Genomic DNA, 18,762 nt, shown 5'->3' on the forward strand with positions numbered 1-18,762 from the left:
AGTATTTCAGCATTATTACATAGTAAAAAATAAATTTAAAAAGGATTGTTTGGCTATTTGTTAATATTAAAGTATAAATTGCCAGAAAAATAATAAATCTAAAAAACACTGACAAATTACAGTGGCATACCTATTGTTTTTTAAAGCAATTTATAACTTGTGATTTTATTAATTTTAAATCGGATTAAGATTTTGATAAATATGCATCTCTTTTTGCTAAATATTCAATAATTTCTTTCTACCATTTATTAAAGTAACTAAAATTACCAAAAATATTTTGAAATAGGCCTTAAGGCATACAGAAGAGGAGCGAAATGAAGGAAAAAAAGCCGATTCATACTTTTCACATGAGTGAAATAGCAGATATGGAATCTGACCAATTGATTCCAATTATTCCTGGAGATGAGGAAGATGATACAACATATGTACATGGAGCAGAACTAGAACTGCCTTTGCTACCAATCAGAAATACTGTCTTATTTCCCGGAGTTGTAATTCCTATAACTGTAGGTCGTCAAAAATCTGTAAGACTTGTTAAAAAAGCTTATAAAGGTGATAAAACAATTGGGGTTATTGCTCAAAAAAACGCTCAAAGTGACGAGCCTGAAGAAAAAGACTTATATAGAGTTGGAACCATAGCAAAAATTCTAAAGCTTTTAGTTTTACCTGATGGTAATACAACTATTATTATACAGGGCAGAAGTAAATTTGAACTGGTTGACATCATTAAGGAAACTCCTTACATGGTTGCAAAAGTTACTGTTCAAAAAGATAAATTCCCCTCTAAGAGCTCTAAGGAAACTAAAGCATTAGTTTCTTCACTTAAAGAAGCTGCTAGTAAAATATTAAAACTCAATCCTGAAATACCTCAGGAAGCACAGGTTGCTTTAGACAATATAAGTAACCCAAGTTTTTTAATGTACTTTCTTTCTTCTAATATAAATGCTGATGTTAAAGACAAACAGGCATTATTAGAGCTTACCAATGGCAAAGAACGAGCTACAAGACTTTTAGAGCATATGCTAAAGGAAATTCAGATGCTCGAACTGAAGCAAGAAATACAAAGCAAAGTACATTCTGACATTGATCAGCAGCAAAGAGATTATTTTCTGCGTCAGCAGATGAAAGTGTTGCAAGATGAGCTAGGTATAGAAGGCCCTGACCAGGAAATTGAAAGTCTCAAATTAAAGGCTCAAAAGAAAAAATGGCCAGACGTAGTAAAAAAACATTTTGATAAAGAAATTTTAAAAGTAAGTAGAATTAACCCTGCTTCTGCAGAATACCCAATCTTAATTAATTATTGTGAATTGCTGGTAGATTTACCATGGAGTGACCAAACTGTCGATAATTTTGATCTAGATAAGGCACAAAAAATTCTCGACAAAGACCATTACGGTTTAGAAAAAGTAAAAGAAAGAATAATAGAATACCTCGCTGTTTTAAAATTAAAGCAAAACTTAAGAGGTCCAATTCTTTGTTTATATGGCCCTCCGGGTGTTGGTAAAACCTCTTTAGGTAGATCTATAGCACAGGCATTAAATCGTAAGTATGTAAGAATGTCTTTAGGTGGTGTAAGAGATGAAGCAGAAATAAGAGGACATAGAAAAACTTATGTGGGTGCAATGCCAGGTAGAATTCTTCAAAACCTTAAAAAGGTTGGCTCATCTAATCCTGTATTTATATTAGACGAAATAGATAAAACTGGCTCAGATTTTAGAGGAGACCCATCTTCTGCCCTACTCGAAGTACTCGACCCAGAACAGAATAGCACTTTTGTAGATAACTATCTAGAACTTGAGTACGATCTTTCTAAGATTCTTTTTATAGCTACCGCTAACTCTTTAGATACTATCCATCCTGCTTTGAGAGATAGAATGGAGATTATTGAAGTAAATGGCTATACTTTGGAAGAAAAGATGGAAATAGCTAAAAAACACCTAATTCCAAAGCAGAGAAAAGATCATGGATTATCGGCAAAAGATGTTTCTTTTGACAAAACTGGTTTACAAGCAGTAGTTGAAGGTTTTACTCGTGAGTCTGGTGTTCGTAGTCTTGAGAGACAAATCGGATCTATAATTCGAAACGTTGCTAAATCTGTAGCAATGGAAAAAGAATACCAGAAAAAAATTACTCCAGCTCGTGTAGAAGAAATTCTTGGAACTCCTGTATTTGATAAAGAGATGTACCAAGATAATGAGACTGCAGGTGTGGTAACTGGTCTTGCATGGACTTCTTCTGGTGGAGAAATTCTATTTATTGAATCAAGTCTGTATAAAGGCAAAGGAAAACTTATTCTCTCTGGCCAATTAGGAGATGTAATGAAAGAATCTGCTACAGCAGCTTTATCTTTCCTCAAAACATTTGCTGAAGAATTAAAGCTAGACTATAAATTATTTGACGATTACGATCTACACGTTCACGTTCCGGCAGGAGCTGTTCCGAAAGATGGACCGTCTGCAGGCATTACAATACTTACCTCTTTGGCTTCAGTATTTACGCAAAGAAAAGTGAAAGCTAATTTGGCAATGACAGGTGAGATCACTTTAACTGGTCGTGTATTGCCAGTAGGTGGAATTAAAGAAAAATTACTTGCTGCCAGAAGAGCTGGAATGAAAGAACTGATTTTCTGTTCTAAAAACAAAAAGGATGTAGAAGAAATTGATGAAAGATATAGAAGTAATCTAAAAATCCATTTTGTAGATCATGCCAGAGAAGTTTTAGATATAGCACTTTTAAAAACTAAAGTAGACAACCCTATCAAGTTTAATCAAAACTAACTAGAGGAACCTACTTTAGTTAGTTTTGATTTATAAAAAAGAGGAGATAATTAATTTATCTCCTCTTTTTTTTATTTGAAAATTATAGTCTAAAGTTAATTTAATTAACTTTTTCTTATCAAATCAGTTTAAGACTAGATAACTATTGCTATAATTCTATTAATATTATTTAAGTATTTTTTTAAATCTTTCATCTTAACACAAGATTTTTTAAATTCTTTAGATTTTATTCTGAAACTAACAGACATCTGATATGGAAGATAATACTGTGCAAAGTTTTTCAGCTATACTGGAAAACCTGAATACCTATACTGCTATATTTTCAATATTCTCATTTCTATTCTTAATTATTTGTTTAATCCTCCTGTTTAACATTCGCTCTAAGCTCAAAAGAGTAGCTTATGCTACAGATATAAAGGCCACAAATGAAAGTGTAGAAAGTGTAAAACTGAACTTTACAAAGCAGTTAGAGAAGTTTAAACACGATTTGATAACTGAAACTAATCAAGCAAAGAATACTCATATAAAAGAAATGGAAGATTTAAAATCTCACCTTTCTAATTACAATCGAAACCTTTTTACAAGAAATACCTTTATGCTCGATGGTCTGCTAGAGCTCAACACTGCATACTCACAGTGGATTAACTACATGAAAAACATCTATTTCCCATCAATTACTGCGGATACCAGTTATTTCGAAGAGATTAAGAAAAATCTAAATAATTACAGAACAGCTTTCGGGGCAACATTAGATAATTTAACAGTAATCGCACTAGATAAAGAATTCTCTGATATGGGTAAAGTCTTAAAGAAAGAAACTCAGTTGTTAGAGAAATTAACAATGCAGAAATTGCTTAAACTCGAAAAACTGTGTATTAAGTATTCTATAATAATGGATACCGATAAAAATGCTGGAGTACTTAGAGAAGAAGAAAGGAAAAAACTTTTGCTAGAAGAAACTGAAGTTAAAAAAGAACATTTGGATGAGTTAGTAAATCAATACAAAAAAACCTTTCATGTTTATAGTCAGTTTGCTTCGGGCTTAAATCAACAAGTTAACAATAGTATTTCTTAAATTTTGCCATAAAAAAAAGCCTCTTTAAAAAGAGGCTTTTTTCTTATATCAATTTTCACAAATTAAATATCAACATTTGCATATTTAGCATTTTTCTCGATAAACTCTCTACGTGGAGCAACTTCGTCACCCATCAACATTGAGAATAAATGATCCGCAGCAGCAGCAGATTCAATATCTACTCTTTTTAAACTTCTAAATTCTGGATCCATGGTAGTTTCCCAAAGTTGTTCAGGGTTCATCTCACCAAGACCTTTGTAACGCTGTACGTTTACTGAACCTTCTTTGCCTTCTACAGCCATATCTCTAATATTTTGCTCTCTCTCTTGCTCAGTCCAGCAATATCTTACTGTTTTACCTTTTTTTAATTGATACAAAGGTGGTTGTGCGATATATACATAACCTTGCTCAATTAATGCTTTCATATAACGGAAGAAGAATGTTAAAATTAGAGTTCTAATGTGGCTACCATCCACATCAGCATCCGTCATGATTATTATCTTATGATAGCGAAGCTTCTCAAGATTAAGCGCTTTTTCATCATCTTGTGTCCCAAAAGAAACACCTAGCGCAGTAATCATATTTTTTATTTCATCATTATCATAAATTTTGTGTTCCTGCGCTTTTTCAACATTCAGAATTTTACCTCTTAAAGGTAAAATAGCCTGAAAATTTCTATCTCTACCTTGCTTTGCAGAACCACCCGCAGAGTCACCCTCCACTAGGTATACTTCACAAACTGCCGGATCACTTTCAGAACAGTCAGATAGCTTACCAGGTAAACCTCCACCACCTAAAACGTTCTTTCTCTGTACCATTTCTCTTGCTTTTCTGGCAGCATATCTGGCCTGAGCAGCAAGTATTACTTTTTGTACAATGGTTTTAGCAACTTGTGGATGTTCCTCAAGATATGTAGCAAGCGTATCACTTACTGCTGTATCCACAGCACCCATTGCATCACTGTTACCTAATTTTGTTTTTGTCTGTCCCTCGAACTGTGGTTCTGGTACTTTTACAGAAACAATCGCTGTTAAACCTTCTCTAAAATCATCACCAGCAATATCAACTTTCACTTTATCGAGCATACCAGATTTCTCTGCGTAACCTTTTAAAGTTCTTGTAAGTGCTCTACGGAAACCTGCTACGTGTGTACCACCTTCGTGTGTATTAATGTTGTTTACATAAGAATGTACATTCTCAGTATATGAGTTGTTATACAACATTGCTACTTGTACCTGAATATTAGACTTTTCGCCTTCCATGTAGATAGGCTCCTCTAATAATTTTTGTCTGGTTTCGTCAAGATAAAGTGCAAATTCTTTAAGACCACCTTCAGATAAGAAAGATTCACCCTTAGAAGAACCATCTTCTTCTTTATGCCTGTGGTCTACAAGGTTTATAGTAATACCTCTATTAAGGAAAGCTAGTTCTCTTAATCTGTTACTAATAGTTTCGTAATTGTAAACCTTTTCAGTAAAAATGCTTGTATCTGGCCAGAAATGTACTGTAGTACCATGTTTCTCAGTTTCACCAATCTTTTTTACATCATATTGAGGTACCCCAATATTATATTCTTGTTGATAAACAGACCCTTCACGATGTACAGTTGCCTCAAGTTTTGCTGATAAAGCATTCACACAAGATACACCCACACCGTGCAAACCACCAGATACTTTATATGTATCTTTATCGAATTTACCACCTGCGTGTAATACTGTCATTACAACTTCAAGTGCAGACTTATTTTCTTTAGGGTGTAAATCAGTTGGAATACCTCTACCATTATCAGAAACCTCAATTGAGTTATCTTCGTGAACCTGAACGGTAATTGTATCACAATAGCCAGCCATCGCCTCGTCAATGGAGTTATCTACAACCTCCCAAATTAAATGGTGCAAGCCTTTAATACCAATGTCTCCAATATACATTGCTGGTCTCTTCCTTACTGCTTCCAGTCCTTCAAGAATCTGAATATTACCAGCTGAATAGTTTTGTTTCTTCTCCATTGCTTAAATGTTAAGGGCGTAAAAATACAATTAATCCCGAAATTGTAAAAGTAAAAAAAGCCAGTTTGTATTTATCTGAGTGATTGTATCGAAAAAAAAGCTACAACACATTATAAATACTACTTTTTAAATAAATTGATTAAAAAAATATCTAAATTTTATATATAAAATATTTAATTAAGCTTCATCATTTTGTAATAATGACGTTAAATCTTCTTCTGTTTTAATTAATCTTCCTTTGCAATAAGAAATGAGCCAATAAGCTCTTTTCACTTTCTCTGACAGATCGTCTACAGAAACAAGATCATCTTCTAAGGCATCTCTTATTTCTTCTAGCTCTGCCAAAGCCTCTTCATAATTTATGTTAGTTTCGTTTTTTTCCATTTGTAGCTAATACTTTACTAATTATCTTTCCATCTTTCAAAACACTTTCTATCTCATCTCCTACCTGCACCTCATCACCATTAATTACAGGTTTATTATTTTTTAAGGTGATACTATATCCTCGATTTAATAAATTTTGTGGATCAAGTTGAATCACTTGTCTTTCTAAAGATTCTAATTTCTGATTCTCGCTTTTTAAACGGTATTTTAATTCCTTACTTATCTCTAGCTCTAAACCAGCAATACCTCTTTGTTTCTGTTGCAGTGTTTTATTTCCAAGTCTTGAAATATCATTTTTTAGATCTTTCAAAAAACTTTTTTCATTGCTCAATTTATTAGAAGTTAACTGAGTAATTTCTTGATAAAACGTGGCAATTTCATTCCAATAAGTAAGTGCACGCTGAATTAAAAACTCAGCTACAGCGGTTGGCGTTTTTAGTGCTGCATTTGCCACAATATCACAAACAGACTCGTCTCTTTGATGGCCAATACCTGTCAACACTGGTAATTTGTGTACTGCAATTGCCTTGGCAAGTTCATAATCATTAAATGCCTCTAAGTCTAGCCTCGAACCTCCTCCACGTATGATTATTACTGCATCAAAATCCTTTAAATTAATTTTATTAAGTTGATTTATTATTTCTGATACAGCTCTTTGCCCTTGTACACCAGCTTCAAATATTGTAGTATGAAAAATAAAATTCCAAGAGTTGTTTTCTAGCTGATTCATAAAATCTGTAAAACCAGCAGCTTCTTTAGAAGAAATAATTGCGAGCCTTTGCGGTACAACAGCTAAATTTATTTGCTTTTGTAAAGCTAGCAATTGCTCTTTTTCCAACTTCTCAAGCGTCTCTCTCCTTTTTAATTCGAGTGAACCTATAGTAAATTTTTCATCCAGATCAAGTACCATTAGCGATATGCCGTGTACCTCATGGTAAGTTACTCGAACCTGTACTAAAACTTCAGAACCTTCTTTTAAAATTTCAAAAATGCCATCACCCAAACTTTCATATAGTTTTTCAAAAGTATCTGCCCAAATGAGCCCTCTTGCTTTTGCAACTATTCTGTTTTCATCTTTTTGAACAAATTCTAGATAGGCATGCTCTCGCAATTGAAACTGTGCTAACTCAGCAGTAATCCAGAAATCTTTCTGAATTCCGTGAATCAGTTTTTGTATACTTTTATTGAGTTGTAAAAGGGTAAAATACTTCAATCCGAAAGTGTGATAATTGACTTCGCAATATAGCTAAATTTATTAATAAAAACGAATTATAGCCGAAGCAAAAAGACGAGTCTTTGTATTTGATAATCAATTAGTTGTAACTGAATAAATTTATTATGACAATATTGATACTTTTTGTCCTATTAAATTCGATTTTTTAGTGGGTTTTATTGAAATATGATGGTCTAAAACTTAGTTTTTTTATATAAAAACAGCCTGCTAATTTTAACTAACAGGCTGTTTTTAAAGCATTTAGATTGAATATTTACTAAATCAATTATTACCTATTTCTTTTAGCCAATTGTAAATGGCCACTTGTGCTCTTAATCCGGTTTTTTCTTCTAACCGAATATTATCCATATCAGCATTTAGCATCACCGCTTTTGCATCATCATTTAATTGTAAATCTAGTATGTGCAAAATCTCTTTTTTAATCTTATCATTATAAATAGGATAGCAAACTTCTATTCTACGATACAAGTTTCTTTTCATCCAATCGGAAGAACCCAGATACAAATCGTTGTTTCCATTATTATAGAATAAAAATGCCCTAGCATGCTCTAGATACATATCTACAATTCTTTTAATTTTTATATTCTCGCTAATACCTACTAAGCCAGGCCTTAAGCAACAAATACCTCTAATAATCAAATCTATTTCTACTCCTGCTTGCGATGCTTCATACAATTTATCAATCATCACTTTGTCTTCCAGATTATTGAGCTTAATTAGAATGTATGCTTTTTTACCGCTCTTTGCAATTTCAATCTCATTTTCTATAGCTTCAATAAATCGCTCTTGTAAATTTACTTGAGCTACTAACAAATGCTTTAGCTCTGGTGTATCGTTTCTTTTACCCAAAAACCTGAAAACTGATTTCAATTCCAAATTCATTTCTTCATTAGCAGAAAACAGCCCATGATCGGCATAAATAGTAGCCGTTTTCTCATTAAAATTACCCGTACCATAAAACGCATAGCGCTTTTTAATGCCATCTTTTATTCTGGTAACCAAAGCAATTTTTGCATGCACTTTTAAACCCGGAATACTAAAGTAGATTTCTACACCAGCCTTCTCCATTTCTGCTGCCCAACGCAAATTATTTGCTTCATCAAAGCGAGCCTTAACCTCTACAAATACACTTACCTTTTTGCCATTTTTAGCTGCACTAATTAGAGCATTTGCAATAAGTGAATTAGATGCAATTCGGTATACGGTTACTTTAATTTCCTCCACATAAGGATCGATGGCAGACTCATTAAAAAACCTTAAAACATTATCGTAAGACTGATAAGGGAAATGGAAAATTAAATCTTCTGTATCCATAGCATCAAAAAAAGAATCGTATTGCTCAAATTTTTGATGCTCTAAAGGCAAATATCTCTTCTCTTGTAAAGCAGGTTTTAAAGGATTAGGCAAAGCGAAGAAATCATAGAAATTATGATATTTTCCACCAGATACAATTTCCTCATTTTCTATATTTAATGCACTCGTTAAAAAAGAGAGAATATTTTCGGGCATAGTGCTATCGTATAAAAATCTACTTGGTGGCCCTATATTTCTTTTAGATAAGTGCTTGCTTATTTTTTCTATTAAATCGCCTTCATATTCATCTTCGATTTGTAAATCTGCATCTCTATTTATTTTAATGCTGTAAGAATTTTTTACTTTGAAACCGGGAAATACCGTTTTCAGGTTCATTTTAATTACATCATCAAGAAATATAAAATACTGCTTTCCATTAAGTTCTGGTAATTGCAGAAACCTATCGAGATCGTTAGATGGAATATTGATCAAACCATATTGCACTTCTTCTGGAGTATCTTCTCTACAAAGTTCTACTATAAAATATAAACACCTGTTTTCGAGAAATGGAGTTTTATTTTCTGGTTTAAGTAAAACAGGCTGTAAATAAGCCAACACTTTACTTCTAAAAAAACTGGTTATATATTTCTTATGAATTTCAGATGTTGGAGCATCATCATATAGAATTATGCTTTTTTCTGACAGTGCAGGAATTAGCTCTTCTCTAAAAATTCTACCAAACTCTTGTTGCTGTTGGTCTACCTCTTTATGTATTAACTGTAAAAGTTCCTTTGGTTCAAAGCCTAGATTCTTATTTATCTTCTTTTTATTTATTTCACCTAAACTCTGTATAGCAGCTACTCTAACTCTAAAAAATTCGTCTAGATTAGATGAATAAATTGCTAAAAACTTAATTCTCTCATATAATGGAACTCTGCGGTCTAATGCCTCAATTAATAATCTCTTATTAAAACTTAACCAACTTAAGTCACGGTTAAAATAACTGGTTGCATCCATTACTGATGTACTTTCCTCATTTATCATTCCCAAAAAAAATTTTATTAGATAAACCAATTATAATTAATAGTGTCACAAAAATGAATAAACTTTTTATGACTAAATAGTAAACTAAATATGAAATGATACTTAGTTTAGCCTAACTAACTTGGTTTTGAGGATGTCAAAATAGGTTTAACTTTGCATATCAAAATCTAATATTAGAAAATTAACATTAGGATAAATGGATTTATTCGAAAAAATACAACTTGACAGGGGGCCTCTAGGTCAATACGCACAATTGGCTCATGGATATTTTGCATTCCCTAAATTAGAAGGTGAGATTGCACCAAGAATGCAATTTAGAGGCAAAGAAGTTCTTACATGGAGCCTTAACAACTATCTGGGATTAGCCAACCATCCCGAAATTAGAAAGTCTGATGCTGAAGCTGCTGAAAAATATGGATTGGCATATCCGATGGGTTCTAGAATGATGTCTGGTAACTCAAATCTAATAGAAGAGTTTGAATCTCAAATAAGTGAATTTGTAGGGAAAGAAGATACAGTAGTATTAAACTTTGGTTATCAGGGTATTATGTCTGCTATCGATGCTTTGCTAGATAGAAAAGATGTAGTAGTTTACGACTCAGATTGCCATGCTTGTATTATTGATGGTTTGAGAATGCACTTGGGTAAAAGATTTGTTTTCCCTCATAATGATATTGAAAACTGTGAGAAACAACTTTCAAGAGCTACTAAATTAGTTGAAGAAACTGGTGGTTCTATATTAGTTATTACAGAAGGTGTTTTTGGAATGTTGGGCGATCAAGGAGACCTAAAAGGTATCGTTGAATTAAAGAAAAAATTCCAATTTAGATTAATGGTAGACGACGCTCACGGTTTCGGTACAATGGGTAAAACTGGTGCTGGTACTGGCGAAGAGCAAGGTGTACAAGACGAAATCGACGTATACTTCTCTACTTTTGCAAAATCTATGGCAAGCATTGGCGCATTTATTTCTAGTAAAGAAAATGTGATCGATTACTTAAGATATAACATGCGTTCTCAAATTTTCGCTAAAACGCTTCCTTCTTCTCTAGTAGTTGGAAACATGAAAAGGCTTGAGATGTTGAGAAATAGCCCTGAGCAAAAAGATAAGTTGTGGGCAGTAGTAAACGCATTACAATCAGGATTAAGAGAAAGAGGCTTCAATTTAGGACAAACTCAATCTCCGGTAACTCCTGTAATTTTAAGTGGCGGACCAAACGAAGCAGCTCACTTAATTATCGACCTAAGAGAGAAATTCCATATTTTCTGCTCTGTAGTTGTTTACCCAGTAGTTCCTAAAGATGTGATTATGTTGAGAATTATCCCAACTGCATCTCACTCATTAGAAGATGTACAGGAAACAATTAATGCTTTCGAGCAAGTGAAAGACAAATTACAAAGTGGAGTTTACGCAAATACAGAACTACAACCAATGCAGTTCTAAGTAAATTCTAACATTATAAATTAATTAGAGACCTGCTCTGTGTAATGCACAGGGCAGGTTTTTTTATTTTATCTGAAATATGTATTTTTAGTAAGCCATCAGATTAAACTAGCAACAAGACTCATCCTTACGCATATTTTTCACTCAAAATACACGTCGCTTATGAAAAACTCTACTACGCTATTTAGTTTTTTAGTCAGTTTAATCTTAGTTCATTTTTCAGTTTATGCACAAGACGCTACTTATTTTGATGCATTTGAAACTGACAGTTTTACTTCTGAAAATGGAGGAATTCTACCCTATCGCTTACTTAAACCATTAGAATATGACGCCGACAAAAAATATCCTTTGGTGATATTTTTACATGGTTCAGGAGAAAGAGGCGAAGATAATTCCTCACAGCTTAAAAATGCAGCAAGTGTTTTTTTAGATGAGGAAATTAGAGAAAAATACCCTGCATTTGTTTTAGCACCTCAATGCCCAGAAAACGACAGATGGTCTTTACACCACGAAGGAGATATTACTGAAAAATATTTTCTAAGTGAAGAACCTTCTGAAACGATGAAGCTGCTTATGGAACTCATACAGTCCACACAAGAATCTTATAATATTGATGAAAAAAGGCTGTATGTAACAGGACTCTCTATGGGCGGCCAAGGCGTATATGATCTTTTACTTAGAAATTCAGACACCTTTGCTGCGGCAGTAGTTGTTTGCAGTTTTACAGACATTAGAAAAGCAGGTGCTTTGGTAGATACCCCTATCTGGATTTTTCATGGAGAAGACGACAATGTAGTTCCAGTAGACAATGCTCGGGTAATGGTAAATACACTTGATGTTTTAGGTGCAAAACCTCGTTATACAGAATACACAGCAACCGGACACAATTCTTGGGATAAAGCCTTTTCTGAAGAAAAACTTTTCCCTTGGTTATTCAAGAAAAAACTTTAATAAAAAATATGAAAAGAGGTTCAAATGAGCCTCTTTTTTTTGTCTTTATCTTCATAAAAATAGCAACTTGTTATAACTTGTCGCTGATTATTTAAATTATTAAAACCACATTTATGAAGGTAAAATTATCTGCAACAATCGCAGCATTGCTGCTTGCCAGTATTGCAGTTTTTGCACAAGACAAAACGCTAACCGGCTTTACTACAGAAAACACCAACAAAGAATTCGAACTCGAAAAAGAGTTTGATAGCTATTTAAAAGCTGAAAACCTCAGAGAATGGATGAAAATCCTCACAGATGAACCGCACCATGTGGGCTCACCTTACGGTAAAAAGAATGCAGATTTTATGGCTGCAAAATTTAAAGAATGGGGTTATGATACTGAAATTGAAGAGTATCAAGTATTATTTCCAACACCTGCCGAAAGAGTACTCGAATTAACTTATCCAACTAAATACAAAGCAGGATTACGTGAACCAGCATTAAAAGAAGACGCTACTTCATCCTTACAAAAATTACAACTGCCCGTTTACAATTGCTTCTCTGCAGATGGCGATGTAACCGGAGAGTTGGTATTTGTAAACTACGGCATTCCTTCTGATTACGAAGAGTTGAAGAAACTTGGAATTGATGTAAAAGGAAAAATCGTAATTGCTAAGTACGGAGGTTCTTGGAGAGGTATAAAACCAAAAGTTGCTGCTGAGAATGGTGCTATTGGTTGTATTATTTACTCAGACCCAAAAGACGATGGTTATTTTAGAGGAGATGTTTATCCGAAAGGACCATTTAAAAATGAATATGGCGCACAAAGAGGTTCTGTATTAGATATGCCGCTTTACCCAGGAGATCCTCTAACCCCTGGCTATGGAGCAACCAAAGATGCAAAAAGAATTGCAATGGAAGAAGCTCCTACTCTATTAACGATTCCTGTTTTGCCTATTTCTTATAAAGATGCCGAACCACTTTTAGCAGCTATGGGTGGCCCTGTAATTCCAGATAGCTGGAAAGGTGCCTTGCCTATTACCTACCATGCAGGACCGGGACCGGCTACTGTTCACTTAAAATTGAAATTCAACTGGGATTTAAAACCGGCATACAATGTAATTGCTAAAATGAAAGGTTCTGAATTTCCTGATGAATGGATTATTAGAGGAAACCACCATGATGCATGGGTTAATGGAGCAAGTGATCCAGTAAGTGGAATGGTTGCCGTAATGGAAGAAGCAAGAGCAATTTCTGAGCTTACTAAAAAAGGATGGAAACCAAAAAGAACATTAATCTTTTGTGCTTGGGATGCAGAAGAACCTGGTTTACTTGGCTCAACAGAATGGGTAGAAGACCACCAAGATGAATTAAAAGATAAAGCAGTTGTATATATCAACTCAGATGGAAACGGTAGAGGTTTTTTATATGCAGGTGGTTCGCATACACTTGAAAAATTTTTTGGAGAGATTGCAAGAGATGTAATTGATCCGCAAAAAGGGATTTCTGTTGCAAAACGTAGAGAAGCTTATATGCAAGTAAATGGAATACCTTATTCAGAATTTAAGCTATCTGCTTTAGGTTCAGGTTCAGATTATTCTCCTTTTATACAACACTTAGGTATAGCCTCTTTAAACATTGGCTATGGTGGAGAAAATGCTGGTGGTGAATACCATTCAATCTACGATTCATTCGATCATTATGTAAGATTTAAAGACCCTGATTTTCAATACGGAGTAGCACTTTGCCAAACTGGCGGAAGAACTACATTACGCTTTGCAAATGCAGATTATTTACCATTTGAGTTTAGCAAACTGGCTAGTACAGTTTCAACTTATGCAGATGAGGTGATGAAACTAGCTGACCAACTACGTGAATCAACTATAAAAGAAAACAAAATGATTACAGATGGTATTTACGAAGCTTATTCAGACCCTAAGAAAACTTTTATAATTCCAGAAGTAAAGGATGAGGTTCCTTATTTTAACTTTGCTCCGCTACAAAATTCGTTAGAGAAATTACAAGTAACAGCTTCAACAGTTTCAACTTTGCTAGACCAAAATAAAGCTGAAAGTAAAGAGCTTGACAAAATGCTTTACCAAAGCGAGAGACACTTCACAAAGGAAGCAGGTTTACCTATAAGACCTTGGTATAAGCACCATTTATATGCTCCGGGTTTCTATACTGGTTATGGTGTTAAAACTTTACCTGGTGTGAGAGAAGCAATCGAACAAAGAGACTGGGATTTAACAGAAGAGCAAATCAAAATTTTAGCTGATGTTTTAGATGATTTTACCAAACATCTAAATAAAATAAAAACTAGCTTACAAAGTGAATAAAATTAAAAAAGCCACTCTAAGTAGAGTGGCTTTACAATATTTATATAATTCTATATTTTAAGTCGTTACGAGCTCTTTTTCCTTCATAGAATTTACAATTTGCTTTCTGCTTAATTCACAATTTATCCAATCTGGATCTAGCTCTGCATCTATATTTTCGTAAAACCCAATCGCAGAATGATTATCTTCAGCAACTTGCCATTTCATTTTCTGCGCACCACATTTAATCACTTCGTCTGATAATGCTTCCATAAACATTTTACCAATACCTTTTCCTCTATGTGATTTGGTTATAATAAGATCTTCTAGGTACAAACTTTTACCCTTCCAAGTAGAATAAGTAAAATAATATATAGCCGTACCCACAATTTCACCATTGTCTTCTGCAACAAAAAACCTAAAAAATGGCTTTTCGCCAAAACCGTCAGCAAGCATTTGTTCCGGAGAATTACTGATGTAATCCGGATTATGCTTGTGATGTATCGCCAGTTCTTCTACTAACTGATACATCGATTTAATGTCATTATTTGTTCCTTTTCTGATAATAATTTCTTTTTGGAAATTCATTAATCTAGAATTTTTTAAGTTTCGACCTGAAAACGGGGATTAGATTTCCCGATCTCAACTTTTTAGTTATTTGTTTAACATAACTTCCCCTAAAAAAAAATCCCACTATATAATTAGTACATTAGTGAGATCTGCTTGCATATGTATTTAATTTGTGTTAGTACAAAGGTATCAATTATTTAATACAAGCAAAAAGTAAATCAATTTCTGCATTAAAGTAGACCTTTATACTTACCAATTAACAAAATGAGTTTTAAATAATTTCCTGATATATAATACTTAACAATATATTTTTTTTATTGTTTGTTTTTGTTCAGCTACATGTTAACAACATTCTCTGCACTAAAATCTCTTGTGCTCAAAAATATCTTTACACATAAAATGATTAACAAGTATTCATATAAAGTAAGAAATAAGACTTTATATGATTGAATTACTGTTACTTAAAATGAAAAATACTTTATTAAGCCCAAAAATTTATTATTAAAACCTACACTTTACAAGTATTTATCACATCTTTAAAGCAAAAGTTACATTTAATATTTAAGCCATTTATATGGCATAATATTATGAGAAATTTTAACAGAGATTAATTAAATAAGGGAGAAATAATATTCCTTAAAAGAATATGTGGGGAGGATATCAAATTACGGGTGTGCTATGTTATACACAAAGTAATTCCTGACTCCCCAAGACTGGAGCCAGGAATATTTTCAATATTTTCTAGACTAATCAAGTTCTGCATGAGCATCGAAATCCGAATTTTCCGGAGTCTCATCGATCTTAGAAAAATCTAATTTATCGATTTCTTTGAGTCTCGCATCTATCTCAGATCGAAATTCATTTGATTCTTTATCTTTCTTTTCTGGTACCACCTCTGTATTTTCTTTTTTCTTCTTATCATCATCTTGCAACAATGTAAATGAGAAAAGGAAACTAGCAAAAAGCGATATGATAATTAAGATTTTTTTCATGACTTAAGTTGCTGTTTAACAGGGTATTACGACTTTTTATTATAATCCAGACTTTGCATCGTAGTCTGGGTCGTTACCACCTTGTTCTTTTTTAAGTTTGCTTAAATCTTTGTAGATATCTTCGTTAGGATCTTCACAAGCGAAAGTGAACATTAAACCAACAAGCGAGATTATAGCTAAAAATTTCTTCATGACTGATTTCAGTTAAATATGGACAAAATAAGTTTATATCAAAATAATACTAATAATACAGGTATCCTTCACAGAGTTTTAAAATAGAATATAGGTATCCCTCAGCACGACTATTGATAGTAGTGATTTCATATTTTAGACATGTTATGATTAAGGCAATTTACCTAAACCATAATTAAATATTTGATTAAAAAACTCTGAGGGATACCTGTGAAATATCTTTTCCTAATAGTGTTGATTACTATTGTTATTTCTTGAAGTAAAGGTAAGTTAATAGATGTTAATATTCAAACTTTTTTCATAATTTTTTTAATAAAACTTACATATTTCTTGCGATAGTAAATTTTATACCCTTGTACCCACTTCAAGCTATGCTATAACCAAAAAAGATTACATTAGATAAGTAATATTTTAAAGCATAATTGAAATTATAGGGCTAATATAAATTAGGTAAAAAAAAACTGCAAAATAAATTTTGCAGTTTTTGAAAATATTAACGTTAATTCGTTGTTATCATAGATTGCCTATCATCTTACTAGGCACTACCCACTCGTCAAATTGCTCATTAGTTAGCAATCCAAGTTCAAGAGCAGCTTCTCTCAATGTAGTTCCGTCTATGTGTGCTTTCTTAGCAATTTTTGCAGCCTTATCGTAACCGATGTGTGTATTTAATGCAGTTACCAACATTAAAGAATTATCTAAATGTTCTTTAATTCTTTTACTATTTGGCTCAATTCCTACAGCACAATGTTCATTAAATGACTCACAAGCATCGCCAATTAATCTTGCAGAAGTTAACACGTTAAATGCCATCATTGGCTTAAATACGTTCAACTCGAAATGGCCAGTTGCCCCTCCTATTGAAACCGCTGTATCTAATCCCATTACTTGAGCACAAACCATTGTTAATGCTTCACACTGAGTTGGGTTTACTTTACCCGGCATAATTGAAGAACCTGGCTCGTTAGATGGGATAATAATTTCACCGATACCAGATCTTGGTCCAGATGAAAGCATTCTAATATCATTACCGATTTTCATTAAGCTAACTGCTAATTGCTTTAATGCTCCAGAAGTTTCAACTAAAGCATCGTGAGCAGCAAGTGCTTCAAATTTATTTTCGGCAGTTACGAATGGATGACCCGTAAGTTGAGCAATTTTAGCTGCCACTTTTTCTGCATAACCTTTTGGCGCATTTAAACCAGTACCTACAGCAGTACCACCAAGTGCCAATTCAGAAAGGTGAGCTAAAGTATTTTTAACTGCTTTTATGCCATGCGCTAATTGCGAAGCATAACCGCTAAACTCCATACCTAAAGTTAGTGGAGTTGCATCCATAAAATGAGTTCTACCAATTTTAACTACATCAGCAAATTCTTTCGCTTTTGCATCAAGAGTGGCTTTTAACTTTTCAACTTTTGGTAGAGTTTCCTCAACTATAGAAGTATAGCAAGCAATATGCATAGCAGTTGGGAAAGTATCGTTTGAAGACTGCGATTTGTTTACATCATCATTTGGGTGAACAGATTTTTTAGCATCAGTTAAGCTACCACCATTTAAAACATGCGCTCTGTTAGCCACAACTTCGTTCACGTTCATGTTAGATTGTGTACCAGAACCAGTTTGCCAAACTACCAATGGAAATTGATCGTCAAGCTCTCCTTTTAAGATTTCATCACACACCTTTCCGATAATTTCAGCGGTTTCATCTCCTAGCACTCCTAAATCGTTGTTAGTTAATGCTGCTGCTTTTTTAAGATGTGCAAATGCTTTTATAATTTCCAATGGCATTGTGTGGCCACCTATTTTAAAGTTTTGTATGGAACGTTGAGTCTGAGCTCCCCAATACTTCTCCGCAGGCACCTGAACCTCGCCCATGGTATCTTTTTCAATTCTATAATCCATTTCTGTGTTTACTATTTAGTTGATCGAATTTATTCTCACGACAAATTTAATGAATAATCCACTTTTAAAACTGATATTCATCAATCTTAAATACTTTTGTACAAACTAGTTTTCTTTAACCTAAAATAGCTATCCACATTGATTGCAGTAATCCAAAGAGTAACTGAAGCTTCAGTAAGTATTGATAATAAGATAAAAGGCCAGATCAATCAAGGTTTTATGGTTTTGCTAGGTATTACCCACGACGATACCGATGAAGATATAGAATGGTTAAGCGGGAAAATAGCCAATATGCGTGTTTTTTCTGATGAAGATGATAAAATGAACCTTGCTCTCGGTGATGTTGATGGAGATATTTTACTTGTAAGCCAATTCACACTTCATGCCAGTACAAAAAAAGGGAACAGACCCGGCTACAATGAGGCTGCTAAACCAGATGTTGCCATTCCGCTTTACGAAAAAATGATTAAAGCCTTAGAACAAAAAACCGGAAAACATTTACAAACTGGCGAGTTTGGTGCAATGATGCAAGTAAGCCTTGTAAATGATGGACCTGTTACAATTATTATTGATACTAAAAACAAAAAATAAGCAA

General features: G+C 33.5%; 14 protein-coding genes. 6 read left to right on the forward strand and 8 right to left on the reverse strand.

Translation table 11 applies throughout. The features are described 5' to 3' along the window. Positions 1 to 314 precede the first annotated feature (314 nt). Positions 315 to 2,777: an endopeptidase La gene (lon, locus tag OQ292_RS00400; RefSeq protein ID WP_284684063.1), complete on the forward strand. Its 2,463-nt coding sequence runs from the start codon at positions 315 to 317 to the stop codon at positions 2,775 to 2,777. Between the two features lie 253 nt (positions 2,778 to 3,030). Then, a complete protein-coding gene (locus tag OQ292_RS00405; protein ID WP_284684064.1) occupies positions 3,031 to 3,852 on the forward strand; it encodes a hypothetical protein in 822 nt (273 codons plus the stop codon). Positions 3,853 to 3,914: 62 nt separating this feature from the next. Here the strand turns inward: OQ292_RS00405 and gyrB are convergent, their stop codons facing one another. The 4 genes from gyrB to ppk1 form a co-directional block, all read right to left on the reverse strand. Further along, positions 3,915 to 5,858 carry a DNA topoisomerase (ATP-hydrolyzing) subunit B gene (gene gyrB / locus OQ292_RS00410; RefSeq protein ID WP_284684065.1) on the reverse strand — a complete coding sequence of 648 codons (1,944 nt, stop codon included), beginning with the start codon at positions 5,856 to 5,858 and terminating at the stop codon, positions 3,915 to 3,917. 177 nt (positions 5,859 to 6,035) lie between these two features. Continuing rightward, positions 6,036 to 6,242, reverse strand: a complete 207-nt coding sequence (xseB, locus tag OQ292_RS00415) for an exodeoxyribonuclease VII small subunit (RefSeq protein ID WP_284684066.1) — start codon at positions 6,240 to 6,242, stop codon at positions 6,036 to 6,038. Then, complete coding sequence (gene xseA / locus OQ292_RS00420; RefSeq protein WP_284684067.1) at positions 6,223 to 7,455, reverse strand: exodeoxyribonuclease VII large subunit; 1,233 nt, start codon at positions 7,453 to 7,455, stop codon at positions 6,223 to 6,225. The genes xseB and xseA overlap by 20 nt, the downstream gene beginning before the upstream one ends. Positions 7,456 to 7,737: 282 nt before the next feature. Further along, on the reverse strand, positions 7,738 to 9,813 hold the full coding sequence (ppk1, locus tag OQ292_RS00425) for a polyphosphate kinase 1 (RefSeq protein WP_284684068.1): 2,076 nt from the start codon (positions 9,811 to 9,813) through the stop codon (positions 7,738 to 7,740). 196 nt (positions 9,814 to 10,009) lie between these two features. Between ppk1 and OQ292_RS00430 the strand changes: the two genes are divergently transcribed. The 3 genes from OQ292_RS00430 (at position 10,010) to OQ292_RS00440 (ending at position 14,529) form a co-directional block, all read left to right on the forward strand. Further along, positions 10,010 to 11,257, forward strand: a complete 1,248-nt coding sequence (locus OQ292_RS00430) for an aminotransferase class I/II-fold pyridoxal phosphate-dependent enzyme (RefSeq protein ID WP_284684069.1) — start codon at positions 10,010 to 10,012, stop codon at positions 11,255 to 11,257. Between the two features lie 162 nt (positions 11,258 to 11,419). Next, entirely contained in the window at positions 11,420 to 12,208 is a 789-nt protein-coding gene (locus OQ292_RS00435) for a carboxylesterase family protein (RefSeq protein WP_284684070.1), read from the forward strand. Positions 12,209 to 12,321: 113 nt separating this feature from the next. Then, positions 12,322 to 14,529, forward strand: a complete 2,208-nt coding sequence (locus tag OQ292_RS00440) for a M28 family metallopeptidase (RefSeq protein WP_284684071.1) — start codon at positions 12,322 to 12,324, stop codon at positions 14,527 to 14,529. A 57-nt stretch (positions 14,530 to 14,586) separates the two neighbouring features. Here the strand turns inward: OQ292_RS00440 and OQ292_RS00445 are convergent, their stop codons facing one another. The 4 genes from OQ292_RS00445 to fumC form a co-directional block, all read right to left on the reverse strand. After that, complete coding sequence (locus tag OQ292_RS00445; RefSeq protein WP_284684072.1) at positions 14,587 to 15,096, reverse strand: GNAT family N-acetyltransferase; 510 nt, start codon at positions 15,094 to 15,096, stop codon at positions 14,587 to 14,589. 728 nt (positions 15,097 to 15,824) lie between these two features. Beyond that, positions 15,825 to 16,070 (reverse strand): hypothetical protein, encoded by a 246-nt coding sequence (locus OQ292_RS00450; RefSeq protein ID WP_284684073.1) that lies wholly within the window; start codon positions 16,068 to 16,070, stop codon positions 15,825 to 15,827. A 39-nt stretch (positions 16,071 to 16,109) separates the two neighbouring features. Beyond that, positions 16,110 to 16,262: a hypothetical protein gene (locus OQ292_RS00455; protein ID WP_284684074.1), complete on the reverse strand. Its 153-nt coding sequence runs from the start codon at positions 16,260 to 16,262 to the stop codon at positions 16,110 to 16,112. Positions 16,263 to 16,775: 513 nt separating this feature from the next. Further along, on the reverse strand, positions 16,776 to 18,167 hold the full coding sequence (gene fumC, locus OQ292_RS00460; RefSeq protein ID WP_284684075.1) for a class II fumarate hydratase: 1,392 nt from the start codon (positions 18,165 to 18,167) through the stop codon (positions 16,776 to 16,778). 138 nt (positions 18,168 to 18,305) lie between these two features. Between fumC and dtd the strand changes: the two genes are divergently transcribed. Further along, the gene (gene dtd / locus OQ292_RS00465; protein ID WP_284684076.1) at positions 18,306 to 18,758 is read left to right on the forward strand and encodes a D-aminoacyl-tRNA deacylase; all 453 of its coding nucleotides are present in this window, start codon (positions 18,306 to 18,308) and stop codon (positions 18,756 to 18,758) included. The last annotated feature ends 4 nt before the right edge of the window (positions 18,759 to 18,762 follow it).

This window comes from Chondrinema litorale (assembly GCF_026250525.1).
Classification (GTDB): domain Bacteria; phylum Bacteroidota; class Bacteroidia; order Cytophagales; family Flammeovirgaceae; genus Chondrinema; species Chondrinema litorale.

What these genes read in the sequence shown, in the direction of transcription:
- lon (WP_284684063.1), top strand. Translation starts at nt 315, where the DNA reads ATGAAGGAAAAAAAGCCGATTCATACTTTTCACATGAGTGAAATAGCA.
- OQ292_RS00405 (WP_284684064.1), top strand. Translation starts at nt 3,031, where the DNA reads ATGGAAGATAATACTGTGCAAAGTTTTTCAGCTATACTGGAAAACCTG.
- gyrB (WP_284684065.1), bottom strand. Translation starts at nt 5,858, where the DNA reads ATGGAGAAGAAACAAAACTATTCAGCTGGTAATATTCAGATTCTTGAA.
- xseB (WP_284684066.1), bottom strand. Translation starts at nt 6,242, where the DNA reads ATGGAAAAAAACGAAACTAACATAAATTATGAAGAGGCTTTGGCAGAG.
- ppk1 (WP_284684068.1), bottom strand. Translation starts at nt 9,813, where the DNA reads ATGATAAATGAGGAAAGTACATCAGTAATGGATGCAACCAGTTATTTT.
- OQ292_RS00430 (WP_284684069.1), top strand. Translation starts at nt 10,010, where the DNA reads ATGGATTTATTCGAAAAAATACAACTTGACAGGGGGCCTCTAGGTCAA.
- OQ292_RS00435 (WP_284684070.1), top strand. Translation starts at nt 11,420, where the DNA reads ATGAAAAACTCTACTACGCTATTTAGTTTTTTAGTCAGTTTAATCTTA.
- OQ292_RS00440 (WP_284684071.1), top strand. Translation starts at nt 12,322, where the DNA reads ATGAAGGTAAAATTATCTGCAACAATCGCAGCATTGCTGCTTGCCAGT.
- OQ292_RS00445 (WP_284684072.1), bottom strand. Translation starts at nt 15,096, where the DNA reads ATGAATTTCCAAAAAGAAATTATTATCAGAAAAGGAACAAATAATGAC.
- OQ292_RS00450 (WP_284684073.1), bottom strand. Translation starts at nt 16,070, where the DNA reads ATGAAAAAAATCTTAATTATCATATCGCTTTTTGCTAGTTTCCTTTTC.
- OQ292_RS00455 (WP_284684074.1), bottom strand. Translation starts at nt 16,262, where the DNA reads ATGAAGAAATTTTTAGCTATAATCTCGCTTGTTGGTTTAATGTTCACT.
- fumC (WP_284684075.1), bottom strand. Translation starts at nt 18,167, where the DNA reads ATGGATTATAGAATTGAAAAAGATACCATGGGCGAGGTTCAGGTGCCT.